This window comes from Curtobacterium sp. AC272 (assembly GCF_979258155.1).
In genome coordinates this window covers 3,814,786-3,840,441 of the sequence record NZ_OZ409838.1, presented here as the reverse complement: position 1 = coordinate 3,840,441, position 25,656 = coordinate 3,814,786, and the positions used below count along the sequence as shown (strand labels likewise).

The following is a 25,656-nucleotide window of genomic DNA, read 5'->3' as shown; positions in this document are numbered from 1 at the left end:
GTGCGACGCTCCGCATGCGCCGCTGGCCGATGGGGACCGCTGGGACGCTCCCGACCGCGCCATCCGAGGTTCCGAGATCTCGGAACCTCGGCGCGCCAGAGGGCACGCTGCGGAACCTCGGCGCCGAACCCCCGGCATGTTGTGGAACCTCGAGGTCCGGGCGTCGGCATGTCGCGCGCCCTCGAGCCCGACCGGCCGCCGGCGCCGCACTCCGTGAGCAGAAAAGGTCGGGTAGCGGGGCCGGACCCGACCTTTTCTGCTCACCAAACCCGAGCGCCCGCCCGCCCGAGCGCCCGCCCGCCCGCGCCGCGCTACCGCGCCGTGCTCGCCCGCAGCACGACCTCGCCGTCGATGGCGCCGTCGGCCTCGAGCCCCAGTGCCCGCCGCACCGCCCGCTCCCCGATCTCCTCGAGCGGGAGCCGCACCGTGCTGAGCGCCGGCACGACGTCGGCGAGCATCTGCACGTCGTCGAACCCCGCGACGCCGACGTCCACCCCGGGGACGAGCCCGCGCTCCCGGATCGCCGCGACCGCCCCCACTGCCATCAGGTCGGTGACCGCGAACACGCACCGCGGCAACGCCCACGAGCCTCCCGCCGCCCGGTCGAGCAGGGTCACCATCGCCTGGTACCCGCCGTCGCGCGTGAATGCCGACGGCACCACTGAGTCATCGGGCACCCGGATGCCGTGCGCGGCGAGCCCGGCGACGAAGCCCTCGACCCGCGCGTGCGCCGTCGCCAGGTCCGGGTCGCCGGACAGGACGGCGAAGGAGTCGTGGCCCTGCTCGACGAGCGCTCCTGCCAGGGCCGCCGCACCACTGAGGTTCCGGATGACGACCCCGTGCACGCCGGGGACCCCGGCCGCGGCGCCGTCGAGGTCGGACACGAGCGCGGACACCCCGGCACCGGCGGCGACGAGTGCGCCGACGGCAGCTGCGGAGTCCGACGCTCCTGACGTCTGCGCGGCACCGAGTCGACGACTCACGGCGAGCACCACGGCCCGCGGCCGGAGTCCGGCGACGACGCCGAGCACCGCGGCCTCGCGCGCAGGGTCCCCGCCAGTCGAGGTGATCGTCACCACGAGCCCGGCGTCGTCGGCAGCCCGGATCGCCCCCGCGGCGATCGCGGCGAAGTAGGGGTCGGCGATGTCGCCGACGACGAGCGCCAGGGTCGTAGTGGTCCCGCGAGCGACGGCCTGCGCCTGCACGTTGGCGGTGTACCGGAGCTCGTGGGCGGCGGCCTGCACCCGGTCCACCGACTCCGGTCGGACCTTCCGCGTGCTGCCGTTCAGCGCCCGCGAGGCGGTCGCGAGCGACACGCCTGCGAGCTCGGCCACGTCGGCCAGGGTGACGGTGCCTCGCTCGGGCATGTCGTGCCTCCAGTCCGGTCCGCGCCGTGCGCGGTCTGTGGTGAGGATAGCGATTTCCCGGGAGGCCCGACCAGCGTCCGCGCCGTCGGCGCGACCTTCCGAGACGGCTGGTCACATTGTCAGAACATCGCGCAGGAAAGCGCTTGCCATGAGCGCTCACGTCGTGTAGACCTGGGGTCCTCGGCCGAGACACCCCGAACGCTCGCCCACGGCAGACGCCAGTGGTCCCGAACGAAAGCAGTGACGATGAAGTCATCCAAGAGAATGCTCGCGCTCGTCGGCGGCATCGCCGCACTGGCCCTGTTGAGCGGCTGTGCCTCCGGCAGCTCCGGCGACGGCGGCAAGGTGGATCAGCTGACCTTGTGGCTCTCCACCTCCACCGCGCAGGAGAAGGGTTACCAGGACCTGGCCACCGCGTACGAGGAGAAGACCGGCGTCGCGGTCAAGATCGTGAACCTGCCCTACGACGGGCTGCAGACCAAGCTCCGCGAGTCCGCCCAGGCGAACTCGCTGCCCGACGTGGTGCGCGCCGCCGGCATCGACCCGCTCTGGACCGGCAAGACCGTCGACCTGGCCTCGATCGTCGACGACGACGCCAACAAGATCGATCAGGACATCATCGCGAAGGACGACGACGGCAAGGTCACCTCGATCCCGTCCGACGTCACCGCTGCCGGCCTGTTCGTGAACAAGTCGCTGTTCGAGAAGGCCGGCATCGACTACCCGACCGACCCCGCGAAGGCGTGGACCTGGGACGAGTTCCTGAAAGCCGCCGACCAGGTGAGGGCGAAGACCGGCGCGAAGTACGACCTGGTGTTCGACTCGTCGCCGTCGCGTCTGCGCGCCTACATGTTCACCAAGGGCACCGACTTCATGCAGCAGGAGAAGGACGGCTCCTTCCCCACCGACGCGAAGACGGTCGACGCGCTGCAGGACTTCGCCGACATGAACGACGACTCGGTCATGCCGAAGTCGGTGTGGACGAGCAGCCAGGACCCGAACGCCCTGTTCAAGAGCGGCCAGGTCGTCGCGTACTTCTCCGGTGTGTGGCAGTCGTCGGACTTCGCGTCGAACATCACCGACTTCGACTGGGCGAGCGCCGCCACCCCGGCCGACCCGACCCACGCCACCGAGATCAACTACGGCGGGAACATCGTCGGCTTCGAGAACTCGGACGCCCGCGGTGCCGCCGCGAAGAAGTTCATCGACTACATGTACGACCCGACGAACTACGCGAAGCTCGTGACGACGAACGGCTTCCTGCCGGTCGAGACCGGTCTGGACATCCAGTACCCGTTCGAGTCCCAGGCGGCCAAGGACTCCTTCGCGCTGTACCAGAAGGAGATCGACGCAGCCGACCCGATCTCGAGTTCCTACGCCAAGGAGAGCGCGAAGTGGGCGGTCGAGGGCAAGGAGCTCGGCACCGATCCCACCACCGCCGAGGTCGGCAAGCTCATCAACGGGCAGCAGTCAGCGAAGAAGACCCTCGAGACGATCACGAAGTACTACGAGGAGCACGTCGGCTGACGGAACCGGGCCGGGCGCACGCGCCCGGCCCGGTCCGGCGTCCCGCGCCTTGTCCGCTCCCCCGCAAGCGACGAACGAAGAGGATCATCGTGAGCATCCCCACCGCAGCCGGTGACGTGCAGACCGCCGTCCCCACCCCGGTGCCGCCCCGCCGGCCCGGAGCCGCGAAGACGACGAAGCGCCGCCGCTCCGGCGTCAGCAAGCCCGTCCTCGCCCCGATCCTGTTCGTGAGCGTCAACGCCGTCCTGTTCGTCGTGTTCTTCGTGTGGCCCGCCGTCATCGGCCTCGGCTACTCGTTCACCGACTACAACGGCGTCGTCGACCCGAAGTTCATCGGCCTGGCGAACTACTTCGAGCTGTTCGCCGACGACACCTTCTACGCAGCGCTCGGGCGCACCTTCCTCTACGCGATCGTCGCCGTCCCGCTCGGTTTCGTGCTCGCACTGTCGATGGCGTTGATGCTGACGAGCCCGGCGGCGAAGGGCCGGAGCGTCGCCCGCATCGTGTTCTTCGTGCCGTGGCTCATCTCCCCGATCGTCACCGGCGTCATCTGGCGGTGGATGTTCGGCGAGAACTTCGGCCTGGCGAACTTCGTCATCGAGTCCCTCGGTGGCAAGGCCGTGCCGTGGCAGTCGAACGCCGACCTGTCGCTGCTCGTGGTGGTGTTCGCCACCGCGTGGGCCGGAGCCGCCTTCAACATGCTGCTGTTCGTCGCCGCGATCCGGAACGTGCCGCAGTCGTACTACGAGGCAGCGTCCCTCGACGGGGCCGGCGCCTGGCACCAGTTCCGGTACATCACGCTGCCGAGCATCGCACCGACATCGTTCATCGTGATCCTGCTGTCGTCGCTCGGGGCGTTCAAGGAGTTCGCCACCATCCAGGCACTCAACGGCGGCGGACCCGGCACCGACAACAACCTGCTCGTGCAGTACATCTACACGAACGGGTTCCAGAACGCCCACATCGGCTACGCGAGCGCGGCGTCGATGGTCCTCATGCTCATCCTCATGGCCATCGCGCTCATCCAGTTGGCCGTGAACCGTCGGACGGAGGCCCGTCGATGACCGCCACCCTGCCCAGCGCCCCCGGCGCAACCGACAACACGACCAAGAGCAAGAGCAAGAGCACGAGCACGAGCACGACCAAGACCAAGCGCCTCGACGGCCCGCCCCGTCCGAAGGCCATCGCCGCCACGGCCCTGCTCTGGGTCTTCATCATCGCCTTCGGCTTCCCGGTCCTCTGGTTCGTCCTGAGCGCCTTCAAGCCCGGCGGCGAACTGTTCTCGTACCCGCTGACCCTGCTGCCGAAGAACTGGTCGGTCAGCGGCTTCAGCGAGGCGTGGGCGAGCTACGACTTCGCCCGCTACTTCGGCAACACCGTCATCGTCGCGCTGGTCACGACCGTGCTCACCGTGCTGGCGAGCGCCGCCACCGGGTACGCCCTGGCGAAGTACGACAACAAGTGGCTCAAGGTCTTCTTCGTCTGCATCCTGGCGACGACGATGCTGCCGACCGAGGTCATCCTCGCGCCGACCTTCATCGTCATCCGCGACCTCGGCATGTACGACTCGTTGGCCGGCATCATCGTGCCGTCGGTCATCACCGCGACCGGCATCTTCATGTTCCGGCAGTTCTTCATCACGGTGCCCGACGACCTGGTCGAGGCCGCGCGCATCGACGGTGCGAGCGAGTTCGGGATCTTCTGGCGGATCATGCTGCCGATCTCCCGTCCGATCATGCTGACGCTCGCGATCTTCTCGTTCCAGTGGCGGTGGAACGACTACATCTGGCCGCTGCTGGTGCTCAACGACCCGCACCAGTTCACGATCCAGATCGCGCTGCAGAGCATCGTCGGGGCCGAGAACGTCAACTGGACCGTCCTGCTCGGCGCCTCGGTGACCTCGATCATCCCGCTCGTGCTCATCTACCTGGTGTTCCAGAAGTACGTGAACGGCGCGGACCTCAACGCGGGACTCAAGGACTGATGGGCTTCCTCGACGCGGTCGGGCCGGCCGCGGACGCCGCCGTCGCGCGCCTCCGGCTCGCCGACGACGATCCGGCTGCGCTGCAGCACCGGGAACTGATGGCGCGTGCCCTCACCCTGGTCGGGGCGTGGGTCCGGAACGAGCGGACGGGAGGCCCCGATCGCCTTCCCGACGACGACCTCGCCACCGCGCACGGCTGGGTCCGGCACCTCGCGGCCCGGCAGTCCCCCGGCGGCACGTTCGTCGGCGGCGACAACGTGCTCTCCCCGCCGGACTCGGCGTTCACGGTGAACGACGTCTGCGACGCCCTCGAACTACTCGCGCCGTACCGGGCGTCGGTCCCGGCGGCCGCGGTGCTCGCCGATGACCTCGACCGGATCGTGCACCGTGCAACGCCGGCGCTGCTCACCGGTGGCGTGCACACGCCGAACCACCGGTGGGAGGTGTCGGCCGCCCTCGCCCGGATCCACCGACTGCACCCGGCACCACCACTGGTCGAGCGGATCGACCAGTGGCTCGCCGAGCGTGCTGACCTCGACGACGACGGGCTGTGGTCCGAGCGCAGCCCGAACTACGCGGCTGCCGTCTCGTGCCCGTCGTTCCTCGTCCTCGCCTCGGTGCTCGACCGGCCGGAGCTGCTCGACCCCGTGCGCCGGTCCCTCGACGCCACCCTCGCGCTGCTGCTGCCCGACGACACCGTCGAGACCGTCCAGTCCCGCCGCCAGGACCAGTCGCAGGCGTTCGGCATCGGCGCGTTCGCTCCCCTGCTCTGGCACCTGGCCGTGCTCGACGACCGCGCCGACCTCGCCGAAGTCGCTGCCCGGGCCGCCGACGCCGAGACGTGGCAGCCCGGTGCGGTCGCCGCACGCGCGATGACGGATCCGCTGCTCGCCCGTCCGTTGCCCGTCGGTGCGCCGCTCGAACCGGCCGTGCACACCTTCGCCGACGCCAGGCTCGTGCACGTCCGAGAACAGGACCGCAGCGTCGTCCTGTTCGCCGGGTCGGACGTGCCGTCACAGGGCCACGTCCGATCGGGCCTGGCGAACAGCCCCACGTTCCTGCGGGTGTTCGCGGGCTCGGTCGCGCTGACAGACGTCCGGCTGTCGCGGGAGTTCTTCGGGCTCGGACCGTTCCGTCCGACGTCGCTGGAGTCCCTCGGCGACGGGCGGTACCGACTCACCGAGACCGTGTCCGCCGGCTACCACCAGCCCCTGCCCGCCGCGGCTCGACGGACCGACGGCGCCTACGCGCTCGGTGACGAGGGCCGGTTCTCGGCGTCGATGTCCTTCGGTGCGCGCGCGGCGGACACCGTCTCCCTCACCACGACGGTCGACGTCACCGTCACGCCGGACGCGGTCTCGCTCGACGTGACGACCGAGGGCGCCGACGTGCCGTGGTCGCTCCAGCTGACGTTCCGCGGCGGGGGTACGTTCACGGGTGTGAGCACCGACGCTGCGACCGGGGAGACCGTCCTCGCCGACGGGACCGGCACCTACCGTGTCGGCGACGACGCCGTGTCCTTCGGGGCAGGCAACGGCAGCGGTCCGACCCAGCCGGCGTTCTACGCGCCCGGACAGGACTACGCGTTCCTCGGCGGCACCGACCGACCGGACGGCGAACACGTCCACGTGACCGGTCGCTCCCCCGGCACGACGCGCATCACGATCGGCACCGTTCGATGACCCTGCCCGGCGTGGTGCTCGTCGGTGCGCGTGGCTACGGCCTGCACCACCGCGCGAACATCGACCGGCTCGTCGCCGCGGGGGTCTGCACGCTGACCGCCGTGGTCGACCCGACGCTCGACACCACCACCGACGCCGGTGTGGTCGTCGTGGCCGACGTCCTGGCGGCTCGCGACCACGGCCCGGTCGACGTCGTGGTCATCGCCGCCCCGATCGCCGCGCACCTGCCGTTGGCGCTCGCTGCCCTCGAAGCCGGTGCCGACGTCCTGCTCGAGAAACCCCGGTGACCACCCGCGGTGCCCTCGCCACCCTGCTCGACGCCGAGCGGCGCACCGGCCGGGTCGTCCAGGTCGGGTTCCAGAGCCTCGGGTCCGACGCCCTGCCGGCCTTCCGTGACGGGTCGCTCGTCGGTCCGGTCCGCTCCGCTGCTGCCGTCGGCACGTGGACGAGGAACCAGGCGTACTGGGACCGCTCCACGTGGGCCGGCCGACGCCGGATCGGCGGGGTCGACGTCCTCGACGGCGTCGTGACGAACCCGCTCGCCCACGCGGTCGCGACGGCCCTGGCGCTCGTCGGCTGCCGTCGGGCGTCCGACGTCAGGCGCGTCGAGGTCGAGCTGTTCCGGGCGAACGACATCGAGGGCGACGACACCTCGGCCGTCCGGGTCACGACCAGCGCCGGGCTCGAAGCCACCGCGGCCCTGACCCTCTGCGCTCCGTCCGAGGTCCTGCCGACCGTGCGGGTCCGCGGCGCCGCCGGGAGCGCCGTGCTGCACTACACGGCCGACGAGGTCACCGTCAACGACACCACCCGGACCCTCGGCCGGACGGACCTGCTCGAGAACCTGCTCGCCCACCGGTCCCGCGGCGACGAACTGCTCGTCCCCCTGGTCTCCACGGGTGCGTTCGTCGAGGTGCTCGAGGCCGTTCGTGCCGCCGAGCCCGTCCGCATCGACCACCCCTGGGTGACGTGGGAGGGCGAGGGCCCGCCCGTCGTCCGCTCGTCGCCGACGTCGAGGCGATCGTCGACCGCGCCGCCGACGCACGAGCGCTGTTCTCCGAGGTCGGTGCGCCCTGGGCCCACACCGCGCGCGACGAGGTGCTGCAGGCCCTGCGCGTCGAGGGAGGCTCGGTGGCGACGGAACTCGACGGCTCCGGGACCATCGCGACGTCGTCGCCGCGTCCGTACCTGCACCCGGTGCGGACCCTCGGCGGCACCGTCCTGAGCGCCCACCACCCGGCCGACCACGACTGGCACTGCGGCGTCGGGGTCGCGATCCCGGACGTCGACGGCGTGAACTGCTGGGGCGGCCGCACCTACGTGCACGGCCCGGGCTACGTGTGGCGCGACGACCACGGCCGCGTCGACGTCGTGCGCGCCGAGCAGCACCCCGCTCCGCACGGCGGCGGCACGGTCCAGGAACTCGTCTGGCGCGGCCCCGACCACACGGTCGTCCTGCACGAGGACCGTACCCTCACCTGGCGCGCCGTCGACTCCGGGTGGGAACTGACCTGGTCGTCCTCGTTCCGAACCCCCGGCGACGCCGTGGTGCACCTCGGCGGTCCGGGCAGCAACGGCCGGGTCGGCGCCGGGTACGGCGGGTTCTTCTGGCGCTTCGCCGACTGCACCGACGTGGTCGTCCGGACCGCTGACGCGCAGGGCGAGGCGGCGGTGCACGGCTCGGTCGCGCCCTGGGTGGAGTGGTCCGCGGTGTTCGAGGGAGCGCCGGCCACGATCCGACTCGAAGCGCTCGACCACCGCGATCCCTGGTTCGTCCGGGCCGCCGAGTACCCGGCGATCGGTTCGGCCCTCGCCTGGCGTGCGCCGGCGCTCGTTCGCCCCGGCGTCCCGCTCGTCCGGTCCTTCCGCGCGACAGTCACCGACGGTGCGACAGTCGCCGACGGTGCGACGGTCGCCGACGGTGCGACGCCGAGCGGCAATACGCTGGACCGATGAGCACCGCAGAACTGGGAAGCCCGCGTCGCCGCACTCTGGGCCGACGACACGATCGACGACCAGCAGCGCATCGACCGCATGCGCGAACTCGCCGACGCTGCGCCGCACCCGGCCCTCGGCGCGTTCGAGCTCGGCGGCGCGAACGACTCCGGCGGCCACGAGGCCGAGGCCGACGTCCACTACGCAGCCGCCACCGCCGCGGGACTCGCCGACGTCGATCCCGCCCGTGCAGCGCAGATGGTCGTGCAGCACGCCTCGACCCTGCGGAACCTCGACCGCGTCGACGAAGCCATCGCGATGCTCCGCGACGCCCCGGAACACCCGTCCACCGGTGCCGCGCCGAAGGTGTTCCTCGCGCTCGCCCTGCACAGTGCCGGCCGTCACGACGAGGCGCTCCGCGTCGCGATCGAGGCCGTCGAACCGACGCTCCCCCGCTACCACCGGTCGGTCCGCGCCTACGCGGCTGTCCTCACCGAGTGAGTTGCACGAGCCGGGCGACGGTGAGGGCCCGGCTCGCGGGGACGCGCACGTCCCTCCCGTCCGGTCGCGACACCCGAATCGCGGCGGGACGAGCTCCGGAACAGGACAGGAAGGAAGCGTCGACGCTCGACTGACGTCCAGTGAGGCGCTCCCTCCCCACGGGCCGAGCGTGCTTCGGCCACTTGCGGATTCGGGTTCCGGTTACCTCGCACAGCATGCGCCTGCGCCGCCTGAACCGATAGGGGCAGTGCCCGACCAGCCGGGATCGGCGGTCAGGCGTTCCGTCTCTGCAGCGCTTCCGCAGCTCTGCCGAGCAGCCAGTTGACGGCCCAGCCCAGCACGCCGATGACCGGCAGCGCCAGGATCACGAGCGCCCAGACGACCTTGACCAAGAACGTGCGCCGACGGTCACGCCAGACCTGCACGAGCGCGAGGACCTCGAGGGCCAGCATCAGCAGGAGCACGAACACGTGCGACCCGGACAGATCCATGAACACAGTGCGATCCCTCCGTGGCGGCCGGTGCCGCGCAACGAACCGACAGTAGGGCCGACGCCGCAGCCCACGCCACCTCCCGTGCAGGTGCCACCGCGCCGCCGTTCCCGCGCCGGCGACGCCCTCCACTCCGGCGAGCGGGCGAAATACCCCGGCCCGCCGACTCCCAACCCCGGCATTTCGCCCGCTCGCGCGTGCGGGTACTCGTATTCCAGCGGATGCATGCGAGTCGCGGCATGTGCCCGCGAGCGGGCGAAATGTCCGGGTCGCGGGGCGCGCAACCCGGGCATTTCGCCCGCTCGGCGTCCAGCGCGCGCCGACCGAGCGGGCACGCGGGCGCGCGCAGGTGCGCAGGTGCGCAGGCACGCGACCGGACCGACGCACGAGACGCGACCGCGGGAGGACGGGAGGCGCGGGGCGGGCCCGCACCGGGCCTCCCGTCCGCCAGCGGCAACCGTCTAGGGCCGCGCGCCCTCCTGCTGCCCCGTCACCTGAGCGACCGGCAGGGAGTCGCTCGTCGTGCGGAGCGACTCCTGCCGGATCTCGAGCTGTGTGACGGCGAGCGCGGCCAGGTCGTGCAGGTTGGCGAGGTCGGCCTCGGTCGCCTGCCGCGGCTTCGTGTCGAGCACCGCGAGGGTCCCGATCGGGACACCGTCGTGGCGGACGAGCGGCACGCTCACGTAGAACCGGATGCCGAGCGCGCCGGTGACGAGCGGGCTGTGCTGCATGTCCGGGTGGATCGACCCGTCCGGGATGACGACGGGGACCGCGACGGGCGCGAAGCCGTTGCCGAAGTTGATGTTGCGCGCTGCTTCGTCGACGCCCTCAGCGATGTACGACTGCGACCAGGCGCGGTCCTCGTCGAGCACCTCGACCAGGGCGATGGGCGCGTCGAACAGGCGGGCGGCCATCGCGGTGGTGCGGTGCAGGGCCTCGTCGGGCAGGGTGTCGAGCGTCGCTGGGCGGGCCGTGTCGACGTCGGCTCGCGGTGCTCCGGCAGACGCGGCCGGAGCCGCCGCCGTGGTGTCGACGACGTGGTCGGTGCCGGCGGTCTCGGTGATGACGACGTCGCGCAGCAGCGTCACGAGCTCGGCACCGGCGGGGCGTGCGGCCGGATCCTGCGCGGTCATCGCACGGAGCAGCTGCTTCCAGTGCTCGGGCAGCGGCTCGGGCACGACCGGGTCGCGGGACAGCCGGGCGACCGCGGACTCGACGAGCGAACCGGGGAACTCGCGACGGCGGGTGAAGCACTGCAGCAGCACGAGGCCGAGCGAGTAGACGTCGCTCGGGCTCCCGACGTCGCCGCCGCGGGCCTGCTCGGGGCTCAGGTAGGCGGCCGTGCCGGTGGTGACGCCGTCGGCGGTCATGCGTTCGACGCCCGCGGCGAGCGCGATGCCGAAGTCGGTGAGCCGCGCGCGGGCGCGGTCGGAGTCGTTGCCGTAGTCGACGAGCAGGATGTTCGACGGCTTGATGTCGCGGTGCACGACGCCGTGGCTGTGGATGTAGTGCAGCGCCTCGGCCATGTCGTAGCCGATCTCGGCGATGTGGCGGGAGGCGAGCGGGCCGACGGCGAGGCGTTCCTCGAGGTCCTGGCCGACGACCAGCGCCATCACGAGGTACCGCTGGTGGGTGCCGTCGTGGCCGGTGACGACGCCGGTGTCGAGCAGGCTGACGAGGTTGTGGTGCTCGAGCGAGGCGAGCACGCCGAGTTCGGCCTCTTGCCGGGCGATGTCGACGGTGCCGGCGTGGAACACCTTGACCGCGACGGGGCGGTGCAGGCTCTCGTCGATGCCGCGGTACACGACGGACATGCCGCCCTGGCCGATGGCGTGTTCGAGTCGGTAGCGCCCGTCGAGTAGTGGGGCCGCGGACTGGGGGTCCTCGGTCGGACTCATCGAACCTCGTTCTCGGTGCGGGCAGGCGTCGGTGCATCCTCCCATCCCGACGGGGATCGTGGTGGCCTGCGGCGTTCTCCGGATGGACGGCGCCGCGGCACGGCGTGCGCGACGGCACGGCGTGCGCGGGGCAGGGGCGCCGACGCGTCAGCCCGTCGGCCCGCTCTCGAACAGCACCCGCATCGCGTCGGCCCGGATCCAGCGCTCGCTCACCAGGAGCGGCCGCCCGGTGCCGGCGTCGACGGTGCAGCTCTCGATGAACCACCCGAGGGTGACCTCGTCGAGATCCAGGTGCCGGGCGACCTCGTCGGTGACCACGTCCGCACCGGCGCGCACCCACCGGCGGACGGGCTCGGCGCCGTCGGCCTCGCGCAGCACGTCGTAGAGCGAGTTCCGCACCCGCAGCGCCTGCCCGAGTTCGGGGACGACCGAGCGGGGCACCCACTCGACGCCCCACGCGGCGGGCAGGCCGTCGACGAGTGAGCGCCGGGTCAGCCGGTGGCACGGCGCCCCGGGTTCGAGCCCGAGGTGCGGGGCGACGGATGCGGGTACCGGGGCGAGGGCGCAGGAGAGCGTGACGCTCGAGGGTTCTCCCCCGGCGTCGCGCACGGTGCGACTCCACGACGTGCGCTGAACGCGACCACGGAGCGGACGGAAGGCACGGTGCCAGCTGGCACCGTGCCTCCCGTCCTCCTTCGGTCACCCACTCGAGCCGCGCCCGCGTTGCGCACGCGACCACGCGTCCGTCACCGCCGGTGCGTCACCACCGTGCTCACCCGCAGGTCCTCGAACGTGCTCGTGAACCCGGCGCCGCCGAGCGAGATGAGCCCGATCCTCGGGGCGCTCCCGAGGTCCGCCGTCCAGGTCCCGCCACGGACGAAGTGCCGCCCGTCGACGCTCGTCCAGGCGGTGTACCGGTGCTCCCCGCCGACGGCCCGGTGCACGATCCGGAGCGTGGTAGTGTCCCCGACCGGCCCGACGACCGTGTTGCCGTAGCTCGGCGCGCCGGCCGGTTGCCCGGACACCTGCTTGCCGAACTCCGTCTGCCGGGTGTTGAAGATCGAGTTCGACGTCAGCCGGACGTAGTCGCCGTCGTCGCCCCACACGATCAGTCCGCCCTGCACGTAGTTCACGCCGTCGCCGGTGGCGGGGGTGTCCACCGCGACGGTCGTCTGCAGCACGTAGTCGCCCTGCGGCGCCGGTTCGGACAGGACCGAGGCGAGTGGCGTCGCCGGCGGGTGGATGTCGGCGTCCTGCGTCTGCCAGCGGAACGTGCCGCCGCCGACGGTCCAGGTCGAGCGGTCGGGTTCACGGGTCCAGCGGAGCGCCGTGGGGAGGGTGGTGCCGTCGAACGAGGTCGACAGCGCGCGGATGGTCCGTCCGGGCACGTCGACGGGTGCGGTGGTCGCCCGGTAGGTCGCACGCTGTCCCGGCTGTGCGACCGGCCCCGGCTGCACCGTGTCGGACGGTCCCGCCCCACCCCGCACGACGGGCCAGCCGTGCCGCCAGTCGAGCGGGTCGATGAGCGCCGGCCGCTTCGTGTACGTCGGCTGCCCGGCGTAGTACGGGTCGCCGCGGTCGACCGCGTGGTAGATGATCCAGTCCTGGCCGGCGAGGTCGGTGACCACCGTGTTGTGCCCGGTGCCGACCCAGCGGTTGCCGTTCTGCGCGAGGAGGGTGTCCCGCCGACCCGGGTGCTCGTGATCGCGACACCGTCCTGGTCGGTGAACGGTCCGAGGGGCTGCGCGACCGGGCGACGAAGACGCCGTAGCCGGTCAGGGCGCCGTTGCAGCAGTTCGTGGCGGAGCCCATGAAGTACCACCAGCCGTCGTGGCGCGTCAGGTAGGCGCCCTCGTACCGGTTGTCGATCGCGATCTGCCGCTCGCTCGCGGGGTCGGAGCGGAGTCCGTCGGCGCTGAGCGTGCGGACGTTGACGCCGCCGAAGTAGCTGCCGAAGTACAGGTACGTGGTGCCCTTGTCGGTGATGACCTCGGGGTCGAACGCCCAGCGCGCCCCGGTGCCGTTCGCGGCGGTCTGCGGTGCCACGACCGGGCCGCCGGAGTCCGTCCACGGACCGGTCGGGCTCGAGCTCGTCGCGACGCCGATCGCGGATCCCCCGCCGGTCGGTGCCGATGCCGAGGGCGTGTCCGACGCGGCGTAGTACAGGTACCAGGTGCCCGCACGACCGCGGTCGCCCGCGCGGTACACGACGTCCGGTGCCCAGATACCGTTGGCGGACCCCACCCAGGCCGGTCGCGTCGGGAACGCGTCGTTCACGTACGTCCAGTGCGTCAGGTCGGTCGACCGGTAGGTCGGCACACCGTGCTGCACGAGCGACCCGTCGGCGTTCTGCTCCGTCGCCGTCAACGCGTCGGTCGTGCAGTACAGGTACCAGTTGCGGTCGCGCCCGACGCCGCGGATCGCGGTCGGGTCGGCGCAGCTCGCCGCCGTCTCGCCGTCGGGCAGGCTGAGCGCGACCGGGTTCCGGTGGGTCGGCGCGGCCGCGCCGTGTCCCGAGCCGCTGTGTCCGGTGGTCCGGTCCGCCACGGGCGTGGACGCTGCGGCGGGGCCGACCGCGAGGCCCGTGGCCGCGACCGCCGTGAGCGTCGCGACGGCGAGGATGGTTGCGACTGTTCGGCGCACGGGTGCTCGCTCTCATCGTCGAGGAAGGGCTGCGTGCGCGAGCGTACGCTCGCGCGCAGCGGACCGGGCCGGTTCCGTCCGGTTCCGCGCGACGAAGGAGTCAGCGATGCCCGCGAGGTTCGTGTACTGGATGAACGTGTCGATCGACGGCTTCGTCGAGCGCGACGAGGGTGAACTCGGCGACGTCGAGGGACCCGAGTGGATGCGGATCGACGAGCCGCTGCACCGCGAGTTCAACGCCCGCGCCGCGGCGATGACCCTGTCCGTCGAGGGGCGGGTCGTCCGCGACATGATGGACCCGTTCTGGCCGGACGCCCGCGCCGACGAGTCGATGCCGGCGTTCATGCGCGAGTACGGCGAGGTCTGGACCGACCAGCCGAAGGTCCTGGTCTCGCGCACCCGGACCAGCGCCGACCACAACACCCGGGTCGTCGGGGGCGACGACGCCATCGAGCAGCTCGCCGTCCTGCGCGAGGAGTCCGAGGGCGACATCGGTGTCGGCGGTCCGAACCTCGCGACGCAGTTGCTCGACGCGGGGCTGCTCGACGAGCTGTTGCTCTACACGCACCCCGCGGTGCTCGGCGCCGGTCGGCCGCTGTTCGACCCGCCGGTGACGGGCGTGCGACCGCCGGTGCTGCTGGACCTGCTCGAGCAGCGGGAGTACCACAACGGGGTCACGCTGCACCGCTACCAGGTGCTGCGGTAGTCACTCCCCGAGGGGCCCGGACCGACGATGACGAGTCGCCAGGCGCTCGGCCGGTCACTGTCGAAGTCGTTGAACGCGACGCTGTCGACGGCCTTGCTCGATGACAGCTCGATCTGGTGCGGGCTGTCGCGGCAGTCCATCGGATCGAGTTCGATGCTCTGCGGTCCGCCAGGCAGCACCGTCCGCACGATGCCGCGCATGTGCCCGTTGCCGTAGCAGGAGAACTCGAGGTGGTCGATCGTCCGCGAGTCCGGGAACTGCACGCGGACGCCGGGCTCGAGATGGGCCGGGTCCTCGTCGCCGGGGCTCGTGTCGGCGCTCAGCACCCCGAGGACCGCGTCCTCGGTCTCGGTCCTCGCCTCCTGCTGCGTCTTCCACTTGCCGAGGGCCTGTTCGTCGACGGGCGGCGCCGATGAACAGCCGGCGAGCAGGGCCACGACGGCGAGCGCCGGCAGGACCAGGGCGGGGAGGTGTCGCACGCCGTGAGCCTAGCGAGGCCAGGGGCCAGTCGATGCAGGCACAACGAACGACGTCCCACCTGTCGATCGACAGGTGGGACGTCGCGGAACGCTGTGCGGTCGGTCGGGTCAGACGTCGCGTCGACGTGCGACCGTCAGCGCGAGTGCACCCACGACGAGCACCTCGGCGGCCAGGACGCCGAAGCCACCCCAGCCGTTCAGGACCACGCCGCTCGTCGGGCCCGCTTCCTGCCCGGTGTACGGGTACATGAACAGCTGACTGCCGGCCTGGTCGGGCAGGAACTTCAGGACGTCAGCGATCCACTCGGCGTTCAGCAGCCCCGCCACGAGCGACAGGATCACCGGCAGGACGAGCAGGATGCCGAGCGTGATGGCGATGCCACCGGCACTGGACCGGACCAGCAGCCCGATGCCGTAGGCGAGCAGCGCGAGGAGCGTCACGTACACCGAGGAGCCGAGGATCGGCATGAACACCGACGGGTCGCCGATCTGCGGGCTCGTGCTGTCGGACGCCAGCAGCAGCGCCGACAGGACCACGCCGATCCACGTCGCCACGACGCTCACGACGAAGGTGGTGAGCGCGAGGACAGTGGCCTTCGCGAGGATCACACCGGTGCGTCGAGGGTCGGCGGTGAAGGTCGAGCGGACCTGACCGGTGCCGTACTCGCCGGTGATGATGAGCACGCCGAGCACGCCGACGACGAGCGCGCTGAGGGAGACGCCGGTGGTGTTGATGCTCACGAAGCTGCCGTTCGCGACGTCCTGCGGCGCGTTGTCCGGCGAGACGACGAACGCGCCGAGCAGTCCGGCCATGCCGATCGTCAGGACGGCCAGGATCGCGAAGCACCAGATCGTCGACCGGATGCTGCGCAGCTTGATCCACTCGCTGCGGACCAGGCGTGGGAACGACAGGCGGACGCTGTCCGGCACGGATGCCGAGTGTGCCCGGGTGACGGGCGGGGTGGTGGCGCTCATCGGGTGCCCTCCGATCGGTACTCGACGTCGTCGCGGGTGAGGGCCATGTAGGCCTCCTCCAGGCTCGCGCCGGTCGGGGTGAGTTCGTGCAGTGCGACGCCGGCCTGGGCGGCGATGTTGCCGACCGTCGGTGCGTCGGGACCGACGACCAGGAAGGTGCCGTCCTCGCGCGGCGTGACGGTCGCGTTCGGGCCGATGGCCTGGAACAACTGCTCGGGCGACGGCGTCCGGACGATGACCCGGCTGCCACCGCCGGCGGCGCCCGGTGCGGCGCCCCCACCGGCGACGAACTCGGCGATCGGGGCGTCGGCCAGGACCTTCCCGCGGCCGAGCACGACCACGCGGTCGGCAGTCTGCGCCATCTCGCTCATCAGGTGGCTGGACAGGAACACGGTGCGACCGTCGGCGGCCATCCGGCGGGCGAGCTGCCGGACCCACAGCACGCCGTCGGGGTCGAGGCCGTTGACGGGCTCGTCGAGGATCAGGGTCTTCGGGTCGCCGAGCAGTGCGGCAGCGATTCCCAGGCGCTGCCCCATGCCGAGCGAGAACCCGCCGACGCGCTTCTTCGCCACGGACTCGAGGCCCGTCATGTCGATGACCTCGTGCACGCGGGCCTTCGGGATACCGTGGGTCGCCGCGAGCGAGAGCAGGTGGTTGTAGGCGCTGCGGCCCGAGTGGACCGCCTTCGCCTCGAGCAGGGCACCGACCTGTCGGAGCGGGTCGCGGAACGTCGTGTACGGCTGGCCGTTCACCGTCGCGCTCCCCGCGGTGGGCCGGTCGAGGCCCATGATCATGCGCATCGTGGTGGACTTCCCGGCGCCGTTCGGCCCCAGGAAGCCGGTCACACTGCCGGGTCGGACGACGAACGAGACGTCGTCCACGGCGGTCTTCGGACCGTACTGTTTGGTGAGGTGGCTGACTTCGATCACGGCGGCCACGCTATTGCAGGGGTGTCCGGCGGCGCGTCCGTCGGAAGGGGGATGTGTCAGGTGCGCGGGGGCCGGACCCGTTCGGCGTAGCCTGACGCCGTGGAGCAGGCACAGGACGACGGACCGTTCTTCCACGGCACGAAGGCCGACCTCGTGCCGGGCGACCTGCTCACCGCGGGCTTCCGGTCGAACTACCGCCCCGAGGTGGTCATGAACCACGTCTACTTCACGGCGGTCTCCGATGGCGCCGGGCTCGCGGCCGAACTCGCCGCCGGAGACGCCGAACCGCGGGTCTACGAGGTCGCGCCGACCGGCCCCTGGGAGGACGACCCCAACGTCACCGACAAGAAGTTCCCCGGCAACCCGACCCGGTCTTACCGCAGCAGCGAACCCGTGCGGATCGTCCGCGAGGTCACCGACTGGCCCCGACTCACCCCGGAGACGCTGCGCCTCTGGCGCGAGCGACTGGCCGCACTGCGCGCGGACGAGCGCGGCGAGATCATCAACTGAGCCGGCTGGCGGACGGGAGGCGCGGGGCGGGGCCGCCACGGGCCTCCCGTCCGCTTCGCCCTGGTCTCAGTGCCCCGAACGCGCCCTGCGGACGTCAGCGGCTGAGCGCGTCGCTCGTCGTGACGGTCGCGAAGCTGCCGTCGAGCGCCGCCATGAAGGCGGCGTGGACGCTCGCGCCCGGGACGGTGACGCCCCCGAGCGTCAGGTCCGGCGCGGCGCACGCGTCGGCGACGACGGTCGCGGTGAAGCCGAGCTCGTGCGCGGCCCGGGTCGTCGAGTCGATGCACATGCTGCTCATCATCCCGACGATGGTGACCTCGTCGACTCCGGCGTCGGTCAGCAGTTCCTGGAGTCCGGTGCCGATGAAGCTGTTCGGTGCGTGCTTCTCGAGGATCGGCTCGCCGTCGACGGGCGCGACCGACGGGTGGAAGTCGAGGCCCGGTGTGCCCGGCACGAAGAACGTGGCGTCGGTGTCGGTGGACACGTGGAAGACGTGCACCACCAGGTCGCCGGCGGCGCGGAAGGAGTCGAGCACGGCGCGGGCGGCGGTGGCAGCGGCCTCGGGTTCGACGAGGGGGAACACCCCACCCGGGAAGTAGTCCAGCTGGATGTCGACGAGGAGCAGCGCGCGGGTCATCGGTTCAGTATGGCGGGCGGCGGGTCACGGTTTCGCGCCGTTGCCGAACGAACCGTGCAGGGTCGTGTCCGCGAAGGCCGTCGTGTCGATCACGGCGCGGACGCGGTCGAGGACGCCCTGGTCCTCCGAGTCCACGCCGATGATGAGCGAACCGTAGTCAACGCGCATCGTGTACGGGATCGAGGCCTCGAGCCCGGTCACGTGCGGGGTCGCGGCGAGGGTCGCCAGTCCCTGCGCCACCGCAGTGGACGTGGACGTCGGGATCTGCTGGTCGAACGTGCCGTCGTAGTGGACGGTGCTGGCGATGTGCCCCTCGTCCGCCGGCACGGTCAGCGTCAGGGAGACGCCGGTCCACGCCAGTTCGGTGGCCATCGTCGTCGGGACGGCTCCGGCCTCGGGCGAGGTCGCGTCGGGGTCCATCGTGACCGTGAACCGCGACGCAAAGTGGTTCGACGTGACCCACCGGGTCGAGCAGCTCGGGTCCGGGGCGGAACTGGGGGTGTTCGTGGTCGTCTGCGTCGCCTCAGCGACGGCCGGGAGCGCACGGACCTGTCGGAGGGCGGTGCGCACCTGGCTCGCGACGGCGGGGTCGAGCGTCGGCGCCGGGGTCGGTGTCGGGTCCGGGTTCGCTGCCCCCGGTGCCGGCGCTTCGCCGCTCGGACACACCGCCGTCTCGGAGCCGCCCGATCCACCGGACCGCAGCGCGTCGCGTGCCAGTCCTTCGGCCGCCGAGCACGCGGTGAGCGGCACGGTGCAGGCGAGGGCGACGAGGAGTCCGATGACGAGACGAGAGCGCACCGACCCAGCCTCGCTGCCGCGGGCTGCACGCCGGAGCGGGATCGGCGCGCTGTGTCCCGGTGCTACCCGGTCGCCCTCCTCAGTTCGACTGGTCGTCCAGGTCGAGCGACGTGGTCAGTTCCGGGAACGCCCGCGCCTGCTCGATGAGCTGCTGCGCCTTCCGCACGACCCCCTCGACGCTGTCCGCACCGGCGACGAGGCGCACCGGTGGTGCGGACATCTCGGTCAAGGCGAGGAGCGTCCGGGCGAGCTTCGCCGGATCGCCGCTCTGCTTGCCCTCCATGTCGCGGAAGAACTCCTTGGTCTGGTCCGACGCGGACCGGTAGTCGTCGAGGTGGACGTCGCCCCAGAACGTGGAGCTGCCCTCCGCGAGCAGGTCGGTCCGGAAGAAGCCGGGCTCGACGACCGTGGTGTGGATGCCGAACGGCAGGACCTCGTCGTGCAGCGCTTCCATCCACCCCTCGAGCGCGAACTTCGACGCGGCGTACGCGCTCCCACCGGCACCGGCGACGATGCCGGCGGTCGAGCTGATGCTGATGACCCGACCGGAGCCCTGCGCCCGCATGACGGGGAGCACCGCGCGGGTGACGTTCATCGCACCGGAGAAGTTCGTCTCCATCTGCGCGCGGAACTGCTCCGGGGAGACTTCTTCGAAGAACCCGCCCTGGAAGCTCCCGGCGTTGTTCACGAGGACGTCGATGCGGCCGAACCGCTCGATCGCTGCCTCGACCGCGCTCCGGACGGTGCGCTCGTCCGTGACGTCCAGCGCGACGGCGAGCAGCTCGTCGTGCTGGCCGACCGCTGCGACGACACGTTCCGGGTCCCGCCCGGTCGCGACGACGTGGTGTCCGGCGTCCAGGGCGGCGCGCGCGAACTCGGCGCCCATACCGCGGCTGGTCCCGGTGATGAAGAAGGTCTGGGGTTCGGTCATGCCCCCAGCGAAGACCACTTCCGCGCAACGAGTGAGGCTCTGCCGAAACGGGGTCGAGCAGAACCTCCCTCCCGCCGCTCGAGCCGCCCTAGCGTCAGGGACATGGACCCCCTCGTGACCACGACCCCGTCGGCTCCGTCGACCACTCCGGTTGCCGACGACCGGCTGCCGTGGTTCCCGCTCGCACTGCTCGCGGCGATCGGGTTCGTGCTCGTCGCCATGGAGACCATGCCCGCGGGCCTCCTGCCGGTCATCGCGGACGGCATGGGGACGTCCGAGGGCACGGTCGGACTGTTCGTCAGCGCCTACGCGATCGGCACGGTCATCGTCACGGTGCCGGCGATCGCACTCACGCGGGGCTTGCGCCGCAAGCCGTTGATCACGACGGCCATCGCCGTGCTGATCATCGCGAACACCCTCACCGCGTTCGCCCCGAACGTGACCATCGCGCTCGTCACGCGGTTCGTCGCCGGCGCGGCTTCCGGGATCATCTGGGGCATGTTCGCCACCTACGCGCGGCGCATCAGTCCCGCGCGGTTCGCAGGCGTCTCGCTCGCCATCGTCTCCACGGGCGCCCCCGTCGGCTTCGCGCTCGGCACGCCGCTCGGGTCGTTCATCGGCACCGCCCTGGACTGGCGCTGGTCGTTCATCGGACTCAGCCTCGTCGGGGTCGTCATCCTCGCGCTGATCGCGGCGTTCGTGCCGGACGCACCCGGGCAGACCGGCACTGCGAAGCTCTCCGTGGTCAAGGTGTTCCGCATCCGTGGGATCGCGATCATCCTCGCCGTCATCGCCACGTGGATGGTCGCGCACAACACGATCTACACCTACATCTCCCCGTACCTGCGGGTGACCGGCACCGACCTCAGCGCCGGACTCGTCCTCCTCGTCTACGGCATCGCGGCGATCCTCGGCGTCGTGATCACCGGAGCACTGCTCGATCGGCACCCCCGCCCCTTGCTCCACCTGAGCGTCGGACTGTTCGTCGTCACCGGCGTCGTCCTGCTCGTCGGCCACGCATCGCCGGTCGCCGTCCTGGTCGCCGCCGTCCTGTGGGGAGTCAGCTTCGGTGGTGCCTCGACGCAGCTGCAGGCGGCGCTCACCACAGCCGGTGGGGAGAACGCCGACGTCGCCAGCGCGTTCCTGCCCGTCGCGTTCAACATCGCGATCTTCGTCGCCGGGGTCTTCGGAGCCGCGCTGTTGACCGTGTTCGACGGACTGGTCCTGGCCGTGGTGATGATCGTGTTCGGGGCGGTCGCGGCGCTGCTCACGCTGGTCGGCCGACGATCGGCGTTCCCCGCTCGGCTCTAGTCGACAGGCGGCGGACGAGGCCGCCGACACCGCCACGGTTCAACCGTTGACCAGGTCGCCGTCCCACGTCAGGTCGCTGTCCTCGTCGACCGGGAAGGCCTCGAACCGGTCGTCGGCCAGGACCGCGTCGACCAGGGCACGCGACCCGGCGACGATCGTCGAGTCCCAGTCGATCTCCGACGCGAGCACCCAGGAGTGGTCTTCCGGCCAGAGCATCTGCGGGGTGTGGCGCAGGTCCGCGACCGTCCCGATCCGGGCACGGTCCAGCCATGTCGGGTCGGCGAGCTGCGGCAGGGTCATCGAGAGGAGGAAGCACTCGCGGTGCGGCCAGTCGAAGCGTTCGACCGCGAGGGCAGCACGGATCGCCGCCTGTTCTCCGTCGTGCACTGCTCGCTGCTCGACGACGTACCGCTGCATCGCCTCGATCTCCTCCGTAGTCGCCTGATCGGCGCCCTGCCAACCGACGGCGAGCGTCGAACCGCCGCTCAGATCACCCCACCCGCCCCAGACCGCTGCGACCAGATCGTCCGGCGTCGAAGTGGCCTCGGCCAGGTGCTCGGTGAGCGCAGCGAGCAGGATCGGCTCGAACCAGCCTTCCTCGGGCGGGTGGACGCGCCATCCGTCCTCGAGCACCAGGTCGGACTCGTCGGTCCGGCCGGTCAGGCTCCGCCACTGCACCAGCGGATGCAACGTCTTCCCGGTGCGAGCCGCGACCTCCGCCCACGGCCACACCGCCGACTCGACGTTCGGGTGGTCGCCCCACTCGTCCACGATCGAACGGTCCTCGCGATCCGCCGACACCGGGTGGAGGATGCGCGCGGAGGCCTCGAACCCGGTTCCGACCGTCCCGCCCACGGTGCCGAACGCCGCCGCGCGGGCGAGCAGCCAGGCGCCGCGGGACACGTCGGTGATCAGTTCCACGTGCCGCGCCGCGTGTCAGCTGCCGGTGGACGGTCGCTGCGGACGGGACGCGCGCAGTCCCGGGAACTGCTCGTCGCGCCACTCGCCGTCGACGGGCACCCCGCTCGCGGCCGCGCGCTCTTCGCGCTCCCGCAGCTCCACGCGCCGGATCTTGCCCGAGATGGTCTTCGGCAGCTCCGCGAACTCGACCCGACGCACGCGTGCGTACGCCGGGAGCGCGGTCCGCGCGTACGCGAGTACCTGTTCGGCGGTGTCCGCCGTCGCCTCGAAGCCGGCGGCGAGCGTCACGTACGCCTTGACGACGTTGAGCCGGGCGTCATCGGGGGCGGCCACGACGGCACTCTCGGCCACGGCGGGGTGCTGCAGCAGGGCACTCTCGACCTCGAACGGTGACACCTTGTAGTCGGACGACTTGAACACGTCGTCGGTCCGACCGATGAAGGTCAGCTCCCCGTCGGCGTCCCGCACCGCGATGTCGCCGGTGTGGAAGAAGCCGTCGCGCATCGATGCCGCGGTCCGTTCGGGGTCGCCGAGGTACTCGGCCATCAGGTTGACCGGTCGCTCGTCGAGGTCCAGGCAGACCTCGCCCTCGTCGCCGGGCTGCCCGGTGACGGGGTCCAGCAGCGTCACGGTGACGCCGGGCAACGCGCGGCCCATCGCGCCCGGGGTGACGGTGCTGCCCGGGGCGTTGCCGATGATCGCGGTGGTCTCGGTCTGCCCGTAGCCGTCGCGGATGGTCAGACCCCACGCGCGTTCGACCCGGTCGATGACCTCGGGGTTCAGTGGTTCTCCGGCCGACACGACCTCGCGCAGTGCCCGAGGGCGCGCACCGAGATCGGACTGGAGCATCATCCGCCAGGCGGTGGGCGGCGCGCAGAACGTGCTCACCTCGGCGGACTCCAGCTGGGCGAGGAGCGCGGCCGGATCGAACCGCGGGGTGTCGTGGACGAAGACGGTCGCCTCGGCGATCCACGGCGCGAAGAAGCAGCTCCAGGCGTGCTTGCCCCAGCCGGGCGAGCTGATCGCCAGGTGCACGTCTCCGGGCCGCAGACCGAGCCAGTGCATCGTGCTGAGGTGTCCGACGGGGTAGGACGTCTGGGTGTGCACGACCATCTTCGGCTTCGAGGTCGTGCCCGACGTGAAGTAGACGAGGCAGGGATCGGAGGTCTTGGTGACCACGATCGGTCGCGACTCCCCGCGGGCGCTGGTTCTCCGAGGTCCGACGGGTAGTCCGTCCAGCCGTCCGCCGTGCCGCCGATGACCACACGCGAGAAGTCCCCGCGGACGTGGTCGTACTTCGCGGTCTCGCTGCGGTTCGTGACGACGTGTGCGACGGCTCCGCGATCGACGCGGTCCTGCAGGTCGGCGGTGTCGAGCATCGTCGACGTCGGCAGGATCACGGCCCCGAGCTTGATCACCGCGAGCATCGTCTCCCACAGCTCGAGCTGGTTGCCGAGCATGACCAGCACGTGGTCGCCCTTCCGGACGCCGTGCTCGTGCAGGCGCACGGCCAAGCGGTCGGACCGGGCGGCCATCTCCGCGTAGCTGAGCCGCTGTTCCGAGCCGGCCGCGTCGACGATCCAGAGCGCGATGCGGTCGTTCCCGGCCGCGATGACGTCGAACCAGTCGTCCGCCCAGTTGAAGGTGTCGCCGAGGTCCGGCCACCGGAAGGCGGCGCGGGCGGCATCGGCGGACTCTGCGGAGAGCAACTGGTCACGGGCAGCGCGGTACGCGGCGGTCACGTTCGGGGTGGGCACGGACCGATCATGCCGCATCCGTCTGGTCGCCGATCCCGAACAGCCGACGTGCGTTCCCCGACGTGAACGCGTCGCGGGCCGCCTCCGAGGGGAACTGCTGCAGGAACGTGTCGATCTCGGCGGCGGAGGGTCGCTGGAACGGGTGGTCGGTGGAGAACAGCAGCCGGTCGGGCGTCGTGACGTCCAGCGCGTGCCGGAGCAGCGTGGGGCTGAGCATCCCCGAGCTGGTGATGTGGAGGTTGGAGCGGACGGTGTCGGACACCGTCCGCTCGAGTCCGGCGACCCGCGACAGGCTGTCCGCACGGTCGAGCCAGAAGAGCAGCAGTTCGCCCCAGTGGCCGAGCACGACCTGCAGGTCCGGGTGCCGGTCGAAGGTACCCCCGACGATGAGGCGCAGTGCCGCACGCGCCGCCTCGAGGTGCCAGCCCCACCCGAAGGTCGCCAACCCGAGCTCGACCATCGGGTCGAACCCCTCGTACGCCGCCTGGCGCAGGCGCTTCGACGGGATCTGCGGGTGGATGAAGACCGGCTGCCCGAGCGACGCCGCGACGGCGAAGAGGTCGTCGTACCGGCGGTCGTCGAGCGGCACCTCGCCGGTCCGCCCGTAGACCATCGCCCCCACGCAGCCGAGGCCGGCGGTGCGCTCCAGTTCGGCGACGGCGGCGGCCGGGTCGGCCATCGGCAGGGTCGCGAACGCGCGGAACCGGTCCGGGTGGTCCGCGACCGCGGCGATCGCGATGTCGTTCGCCTGCCGACTCAGTGGGATCGCGTCCGCGGCATCGAGCGGCTGCGCTCCGGGCGGCGCGAGGGACAGCACCTGGACGTCGATCCCCTGCGCGTCCATCGCTGCGAGCCGGGTGTCACCGAGGTCACGGAGCAGCTCGCCGTTGTCGCCGAGTTCGTCCAGCGCCGTGCTGGGGTCGCGGCGGTCCTCGGGCAGGGCGTTGACGGCGTCGGTCAGGGCCGGGTGGTTCCAGTGCTCTTCGATCGCGATCAGGGTCATCGGGTTCCTCCGTCAGGTCGTGCACCGACGTTCTCGCTCATCGGCGTTGAGTGAACCGTACACCTCGCTCAACGCCGTAGAGTCAGACGCATGGCCGAGACCTCACGCGACGCGAAGCGCGCACAGACCGCCGAGCGCATCCGCGCAGCCGCTCGACAGCAGTTCGGTGCGAACGGGTACGAGGGCACGACGATCCGGAGCATCGCCGCAGCAGCGGGCATCGATCCGTCGCTCGTGATGCAGCACTTCGGGTCGAAGGCAGCGCTGTTCGCGACCGCCGTGCAGCTGCCGGCCACGTCGGACGGTGGGAGCGAGCGCGCGGCGGCCGACCACCTGCTCGACGTCCTGGGCATCCGGTTCGACGCGCTCCCCGCCGAGACGGCCGCGCTCGTCCGGTCGATGCTGACGGTGCCCGAGGCGGCGGACACCATGCGTGGCTACCTCGACGAGCGGGTCGAGAACCTGGCGCGCTCGCTGGACGGCGACGACGCCCGGCTGCGGGCGTTGCTGACCGTGAGCGGCATCCTCGGCATCACGATCACGCAGCACTTCCTGCGCCTCAGCGCGTTCGAGGGCGCGTCACGTGACGACCTCCTCCGCGCGGCGCGGGGCTGGGTGGCGTCGCTCACCACCGGGTCGCACCCCACCGAATCCAGCGCTCCGCAGTAGCG

At 71.5% G+C, this 25,656-nt stretch carries 25 protein-coding genes and 3 pseudogenes; 12 read left to right on the top strand and 16 right to left on the bottom strand.

Going from position 1 to position 25,656, the window contains the following annotated elements:
* Positions 1-311 precede the first annotated feature (311 nt).
* The gene (locus tag ACZZ0J_RS19780; protein WP_463438091.1) at positions 312-1,367 is read right to left on the bottom strand and encodes a LacI family DNA-binding transcriptional regulator; all 1,056 of its coding nucleotides are present in this window, start codon (positions 1,365-1,367) and stop codon (positions 312-314) included.
* 246 nt (positions 1,368-1,613) lie between these two features.
* Here ACZZ0J_RS19780 and ACZZ0J_RS19775 point away from each other — a divergent pair, with 246 nt between their 5' ends.
* The 8 genes from ACZZ0J_RS19775 (at position 1,614) to ACZZ0J_RS19740 (ending at position 8,996) form a co-directional block, all read left to right on the top strand.
* Positions 1,614-2,894: an ABC transporter substrate-binding protein gene (locus tag ACZZ0J_RS19775; RefSeq protein WP_463438090.1), complete on the top strand. Its 1,281-nt coding sequence runs from the start codon at positions 1,614-1,616 to the stop codon at positions 2,892-2,894.
* Between the two features lie 89 nt (positions 2,895-2,983).
* The gene (locus ACZZ0J_RS19770; protein WP_207895555.1) at positions 2,984-3,958 is read left to right on the top strand and encodes a carbohydrate ABC transporter permease; all 975 of its coding nucleotides are present in this window, start codon (positions 2,984-2,986) and stop codon (positions 3,956-3,958) included.
* Positions 3,955-4,878, top strand: coding sequence for a carbohydrate ABC transporter permease (locus ACZZ0J_RS19765; RefSeq protein ID WP_463438089.1), 924 nt, complete (start codon positions 3,955-3,957; stop codon positions 4,876-4,878). The genes ACZZ0J_RS19770 and ACZZ0J_RS19765 overlap by 4 nt, the downstream gene beginning before the upstream one ends.
* Positions 4,878-6,560: a hypothetical protein gene (locus ACZZ0J_RS19760; protein ID WP_463438088.1), complete on the top strand. Its 1,683-nt coding sequence runs from the start codon at positions 4,878-4,880 to the stop codon at positions 6,558-6,560. Before ACZZ0J_RS19765 ends, ACZZ0J_RS19760 begins: the two co-directional genes overlap by 1 nt.
* On the top strand, positions 6,557-6,847 hold the full coding sequence (locus ACZZ0J_RS19755) for a Gfo/Idh/MocA family oxidoreductase (RefSeq protein WP_463438087.1): 291 nt from the start codon (positions 6,557-6,559) through the stop codon (positions 6,845-6,847). The genes ACZZ0J_RS19760 and ACZZ0J_RS19755 overlap by 4 nt, the downstream gene beginning before the upstream one ends.
* Positions 6,844-7,785: a Gfo/Idh/MocA family oxidoreductase gene (locus tag ACZZ0J_RS19750; protein WP_463438086.1), complete on the top strand. Its 942-nt coding sequence runs from the start codon at positions 6,844-6,846 to the stop codon at positions 7,783-7,785. The genes ACZZ0J_RS19755 and ACZZ0J_RS19750 overlap by 4 nt, the downstream gene beginning before the upstream one ends.
* Complete coding sequence (locus ACZZ0J_RS19745) at positions 7,692-8,516, top strand: DUF6807 domain-containing protein (protein WP_463438085.1); 825 nt, start codon at positions 7,692-7,694, stop codon at positions 8,514-8,516. Before ACZZ0J_RS19750 ends, ACZZ0J_RS19745 begins: the two co-directional genes overlap by 94 nt.
* A 78-nt stretch (positions 8,517-8,594) precedes the next feature.
* Positions 8,595-8,996 carry a tetratricopeptide repeat protein gene (locus ACZZ0J_RS19740; protein ID WP_463438084.1) on the top strand — a complete coding sequence of 134 codons (402 nt, stop codon included), beginning with the start codon at positions 8,595-8,597 and terminating at the stop codon, positions 8,994-8,996.
* A 272-nt stretch (positions 8,997-9,268) separates the two neighbouring features.
* Here ACZZ0J_RS19740 and ACZZ0J_RS19735 read toward each other — a convergent pair whose 3' ends face one another.
* The 6 genes and pseudogenes from ACZZ0J_RS19735 to ACZZ0J_RS19710 all read right to left on the bottom strand — a co-directional run.
* A complete protein-coding gene (locus tag ACZZ0J_RS19735; protein ID WP_463438083.1) occupies positions 9,269-9,487 on the bottom strand; it encodes a PLDc N-terminal domain-containing protein in 219 nt (72 codons plus the stop codon).
* Between the two features lie 461 nt (positions 9,488-9,948).
* Positions 9,949-11,385, bottom strand: coding sequence for a protein kinase domain-containing protein (locus ACZZ0J_RS19730; protein WP_214548024.1), 1,437 nt, complete (start codon positions 11,383-11,385; stop codon positions 9,949-9,951).
* Between the two features lie 147 nt (positions 11,386-11,532).
* Complete coding sequence (locus tag ACZZ0J_RS19725) at positions 11,533-11,994, bottom strand: GntR family transcriptional regulator (RefSeq protein ID WP_463438082.1); 462 nt, start codon at positions 11,992-11,994, stop codon at positions 11,533-11,535.
* Between the two features lie 137 nt (positions 11,995-12,131).
* Positions 12,132-12,773, bottom strand: coding sequence for a DUF1349 domain-containing protein (locus ACZZ0J_RS19720; RefSeq protein WP_463438259.1), 642 nt, complete (start codon positions 12,771-12,773; stop codon positions 12,132-12,134).
* Between the two features lie 162 nt (positions 12,774-12,935).
* A pseudogene (locus tag ACZZ0J_RS19715) lies at positions 12,936-13,013 on the bottom strand (hypothetical protein); the annotation flags it as partial.
* Between the two features lie 112 nt (positions 13,014-13,125).
* Positions 13,126-13,932: pseudogene (locus ACZZ0J_RS19710) on the bottom strand (family 43 glycosylhydrolase); the annotation flags it as partial.
* A 202-nt stretch (positions 13,933-14,134) separates the two neighbouring features.
* Between ACZZ0J_RS19710 and ACZZ0J_RS19705 the strand changes: the two are divergent.
* Positions 14,135-14,734 (top strand): dihydrofolate reductase family protein, encoded by a 600-nt coding sequence (locus ACZZ0J_RS19705; RefSeq protein WP_463438081.1) that lies wholly within the window; start codon positions 14,135-14,137, stop codon positions 14,732-14,734.
* Here the strand turns inward: ACZZ0J_RS19705 and ACZZ0J_RS19700 are convergent.
* The 3 genes from ACZZ0J_RS19700 to ACZZ0J_RS19690 form a co-directional block, all read right to left on the bottom strand.
* On the bottom strand, positions 14,716-15,213 hold the full coding sequence (locus ACZZ0J_RS19700; RefSeq protein WP_463438080.1) for a hypothetical protein: 498 nt from the start codon (positions 15,211-15,213) through the stop codon (positions 14,716-14,718). The genes ACZZ0J_RS19705 and ACZZ0J_RS19700 overlap by 19 nt on opposite strands.
* Positions 15,214-15,321: 108 nt before the next feature.
* Complete coding sequence (locus ACZZ0J_RS19695; protein WP_194649027.1) at positions 15,322-16,188, bottom strand: ABC transporter permease; 867 nt, start codon at positions 16,186-16,188, stop codon at positions 15,322-15,324.
* Positions 16,185-17,117: an ABC transporter ATP-binding protein gene (locus ACZZ0J_RS19690; protein WP_111086544.1), complete on the bottom strand. Its 933-nt coding sequence runs from the start codon at positions 17,115-17,117 to the stop codon at positions 16,185-16,187. The genes ACZZ0J_RS19695 and ACZZ0J_RS19690 overlap by 4 nt, the downstream gene beginning before the upstream one ends.
* A 99-nt stretch (positions 17,118-17,216) precedes the next feature.
* On the opposite strand from ACZZ0J_RS19690, the gene arr reads away from it, so the two are divergent.
* On the top strand, positions 17,217-17,627 hold the full coding sequence (arr, locus tag ACZZ0J_RS19685) for an NAD(+)--rifampin ADP-ribosyltransferase (RefSeq protein WP_463438079.1): 411 nt from the start codon (positions 17,217-17,219) through the stop codon (positions 17,625-17,627).
* Positions 17,628-17,721: 94 nt separating this feature from the next.
* Here the strand turns inward: arr and ACZZ0J_RS19680 are convergent, their stop codons facing one another.
* The 3 genes from ACZZ0J_RS19680 to ACZZ0J_RS19670 form a co-directional block, all read right to left on the bottom strand.
* Positions 17,722-18,264: a cysteine hydrolase family protein gene (locus ACZZ0J_RS19680; protein WP_463438078.1), complete on the bottom strand. Its 543-nt coding sequence runs from the start codon at positions 18,262-18,264 to the stop codon at positions 17,722-17,724.
* A gap of 24 nt (positions 18,265-18,288) precedes the next feature.
* A complete protein-coding gene (locus ACZZ0J_RS19675; RefSeq protein ID WP_463438077.1) occupies positions 18,289-19,062 on the bottom strand; it encodes a hypothetical protein in 774 nt (257 codons plus the stop codon).
* Positions 19,063-19,141: 79 nt separating this feature from the next.
* The gene (locus ACZZ0J_RS19670) at positions 19,142-19,993 is read right to left on the bottom strand and encodes an SDR family NAD(P)-dependent oxidoreductase (RefSeq protein WP_463438076.1); all 852 of its coding nucleotides are present in this window, start codon (positions 19,991-19,993) and stop codon (positions 19,142-19,144) included.
* A 102-nt stretch (positions 19,994-20,095) separates the two neighbouring features.
* Between ACZZ0J_RS19670 and ACZZ0J_RS19665 the strand changes: the two genes are divergently transcribed.
* Positions 20,096-21,304, top strand: coding sequence for an MFS transporter (locus ACZZ0J_RS19665; protein WP_463438075.1), 1,209 nt, complete (start codon positions 20,096-20,098; stop codon positions 21,302-21,304).
* Positions 21,305-21,343: 39 nt separating this feature from the next.
* On the opposite strand, the gene ACZZ0J_RS19660 is transcribed toward ACZZ0J_RS19665, so the two are convergent.
* From ACZZ0J_RS19660 to ACZZ0J_RS19650, 3 genes and pseudogenes are all read right to left on the bottom strand, one after another.
* Entirely contained in the window at positions 21,344-22,225 is an 882-nt protein-coding gene (locus tag ACZZ0J_RS19660; protein ID WP_463438074.1) for a hypothetical protein, read from the bottom strand.
* A gap of 15 nt (positions 22,226-22,240) precedes the next feature.
* Positions 22,241-24,000, bottom strand: a pseudogene (locus ACZZ0J_RS19655) (AMP-binding protein).
* Positions 23,990-24,985: an amidohydrolase family protein gene (locus ACZZ0J_RS19650; RefSeq protein WP_463438073.1), complete on the bottom strand. Its 996-nt coding sequence runs from the start codon at positions 24,983-24,985 to the stop codon at positions 23,990-23,992. The pseudogene ACZZ0J_RS19655 and the gene ACZZ0J_RS19650 overlap by 11 nt, the downstream one beginning before the upstream one ends.
* 90 nt (positions 24,986-25,075) lie before the next feature.
* Between ACZZ0J_RS19650 and ACZZ0J_RS19645 the strand changes: the two genes are divergently transcribed.
* The gene (locus ACZZ0J_RS19645) at positions 25,076-25,654 is read left to right on the top strand and encodes a TetR/AcrR family transcriptional regulator (protein ID WP_463438072.1); all 579 of its coding nucleotides are present in this window, start codon (positions 25,076-25,078) and stop codon (positions 25,652-25,654) included.
* The last annotated feature ends 2 nt before the right edge of the window (positions 25,655-25,656 follow it).

What these genes read in the sequence shown, in the direction of transcription:
- ACZZ0J_RS19780 (WP_463438091.1), bottom strand. Translation starts at nt 1,367, where the DNA reads ATGCCCGAGCGAGGCACCGTCACCCTGGCCGACGTGGCCGAGCTCGCA.
- ACZZ0J_RS19775 (WP_463438090.1), top strand. Translation starts at nt 1,614, where the DNA reads ATGAAGTCATCCAAGAGAATGCTCGCGCTCGTCGGCGGCATCGCCGCA.
- ACZZ0J_RS19765 (WP_463438089.1), top strand. Translation starts at nt 3,955, where the DNA reads ATGACCGCCACCCTGCCCAGCGCCCCCGGCGCAACCGACAACACGACC.
- ACZZ0J_RS19760 (WP_463438088.1), top strand. Translation starts at nt 4,878, where the DNA reads ATGGGCTTCCTCGACGCGGTCGGGCCGGCCGCGGACGCCGCCGTCGCG.
- ACZZ0J_RS19755 (WP_463438087.1), top strand. Translation starts at nt 6,557, where the DNA reads ATGACCCTGCCCGGCGTGGTGCTCGTCGGTGCGCGTGGCTACGGCCTG.
- ACZZ0J_RS19740 (WP_463438084.1), top strand. Translation starts at nt 8,595, where the DNA reads ATGCGCGAACTCGCCGACGCTGCGCCGCACCCGGCCCTCGGCGCGTTC.
- ACZZ0J_RS19735 (WP_463438083.1), bottom strand. Translation starts at nt 9,487, where the DNA reads ATGGATCTGTCCGGGTCGCACGTGTTCGTGCTCCTGCTGATGCTGGCC.
- ACZZ0J_RS19730 (WP_214548024.1), bottom strand. Translation starts at nt 11,385, where the DNA reads ATGAGTCCGACCGAGGACCCCCAGTCCGCGGCCCCACTACTCGACGGG.
- ACZZ0J_RS19705 (WP_463438081.1), top strand. Translation starts at nt 14,135, where the DNA reads ATGCCCGCGAGGTTCGTGTACTGGATGAACGTGTCGATCGACGGCTTC.
- ACZZ0J_RS19695 (WP_194649027.1), bottom strand. Translation starts at nt 16,188, where the DNA reads ATGAGCGCCACCACCCCGCCCGTCACCCGGGCACACTCGGCATCCGTG.
- ACZZ0J_RS19680 (WP_463438078.1), bottom strand. Translation starts at nt 18,264, where the DNA reads ATGACCCGCGCGCTGCTCCTCGTCGACATCCAGCTGGACTACTTCCCG.
- ACZZ0J_RS19670 (WP_463438076.1), bottom strand. Translation starts at nt 19,993, where the DNA reads ATGACCGAACCCCAGACCTTCTTCATCACCGGGACCAGCCGCGGTATG.
- ACZZ0J_RS19665 (WP_463438075.1), top strand. Translation starts at nt 20,096, where the DNA reads ATGGACCCCCTCGTGACCACGACCCCGTCGGCTCCGTCGACCACTCCG.
- ACZZ0J_RS19650 (WP_463438073.1), bottom strand. Translation starts at nt 24,985, where the DNA reads ATGACCCTGATCGCGATCGAAGAGCACTGGAACCACCCGGCCCTGACC.
- ACZZ0J_RS19645 (WP_463438072.1), top strand. Translation starts at nt 25,076, where the DNA reads ATGGCCGAGACCTCACGCGACGCGAAGCGCGCACAGACCGCCGAGCGC.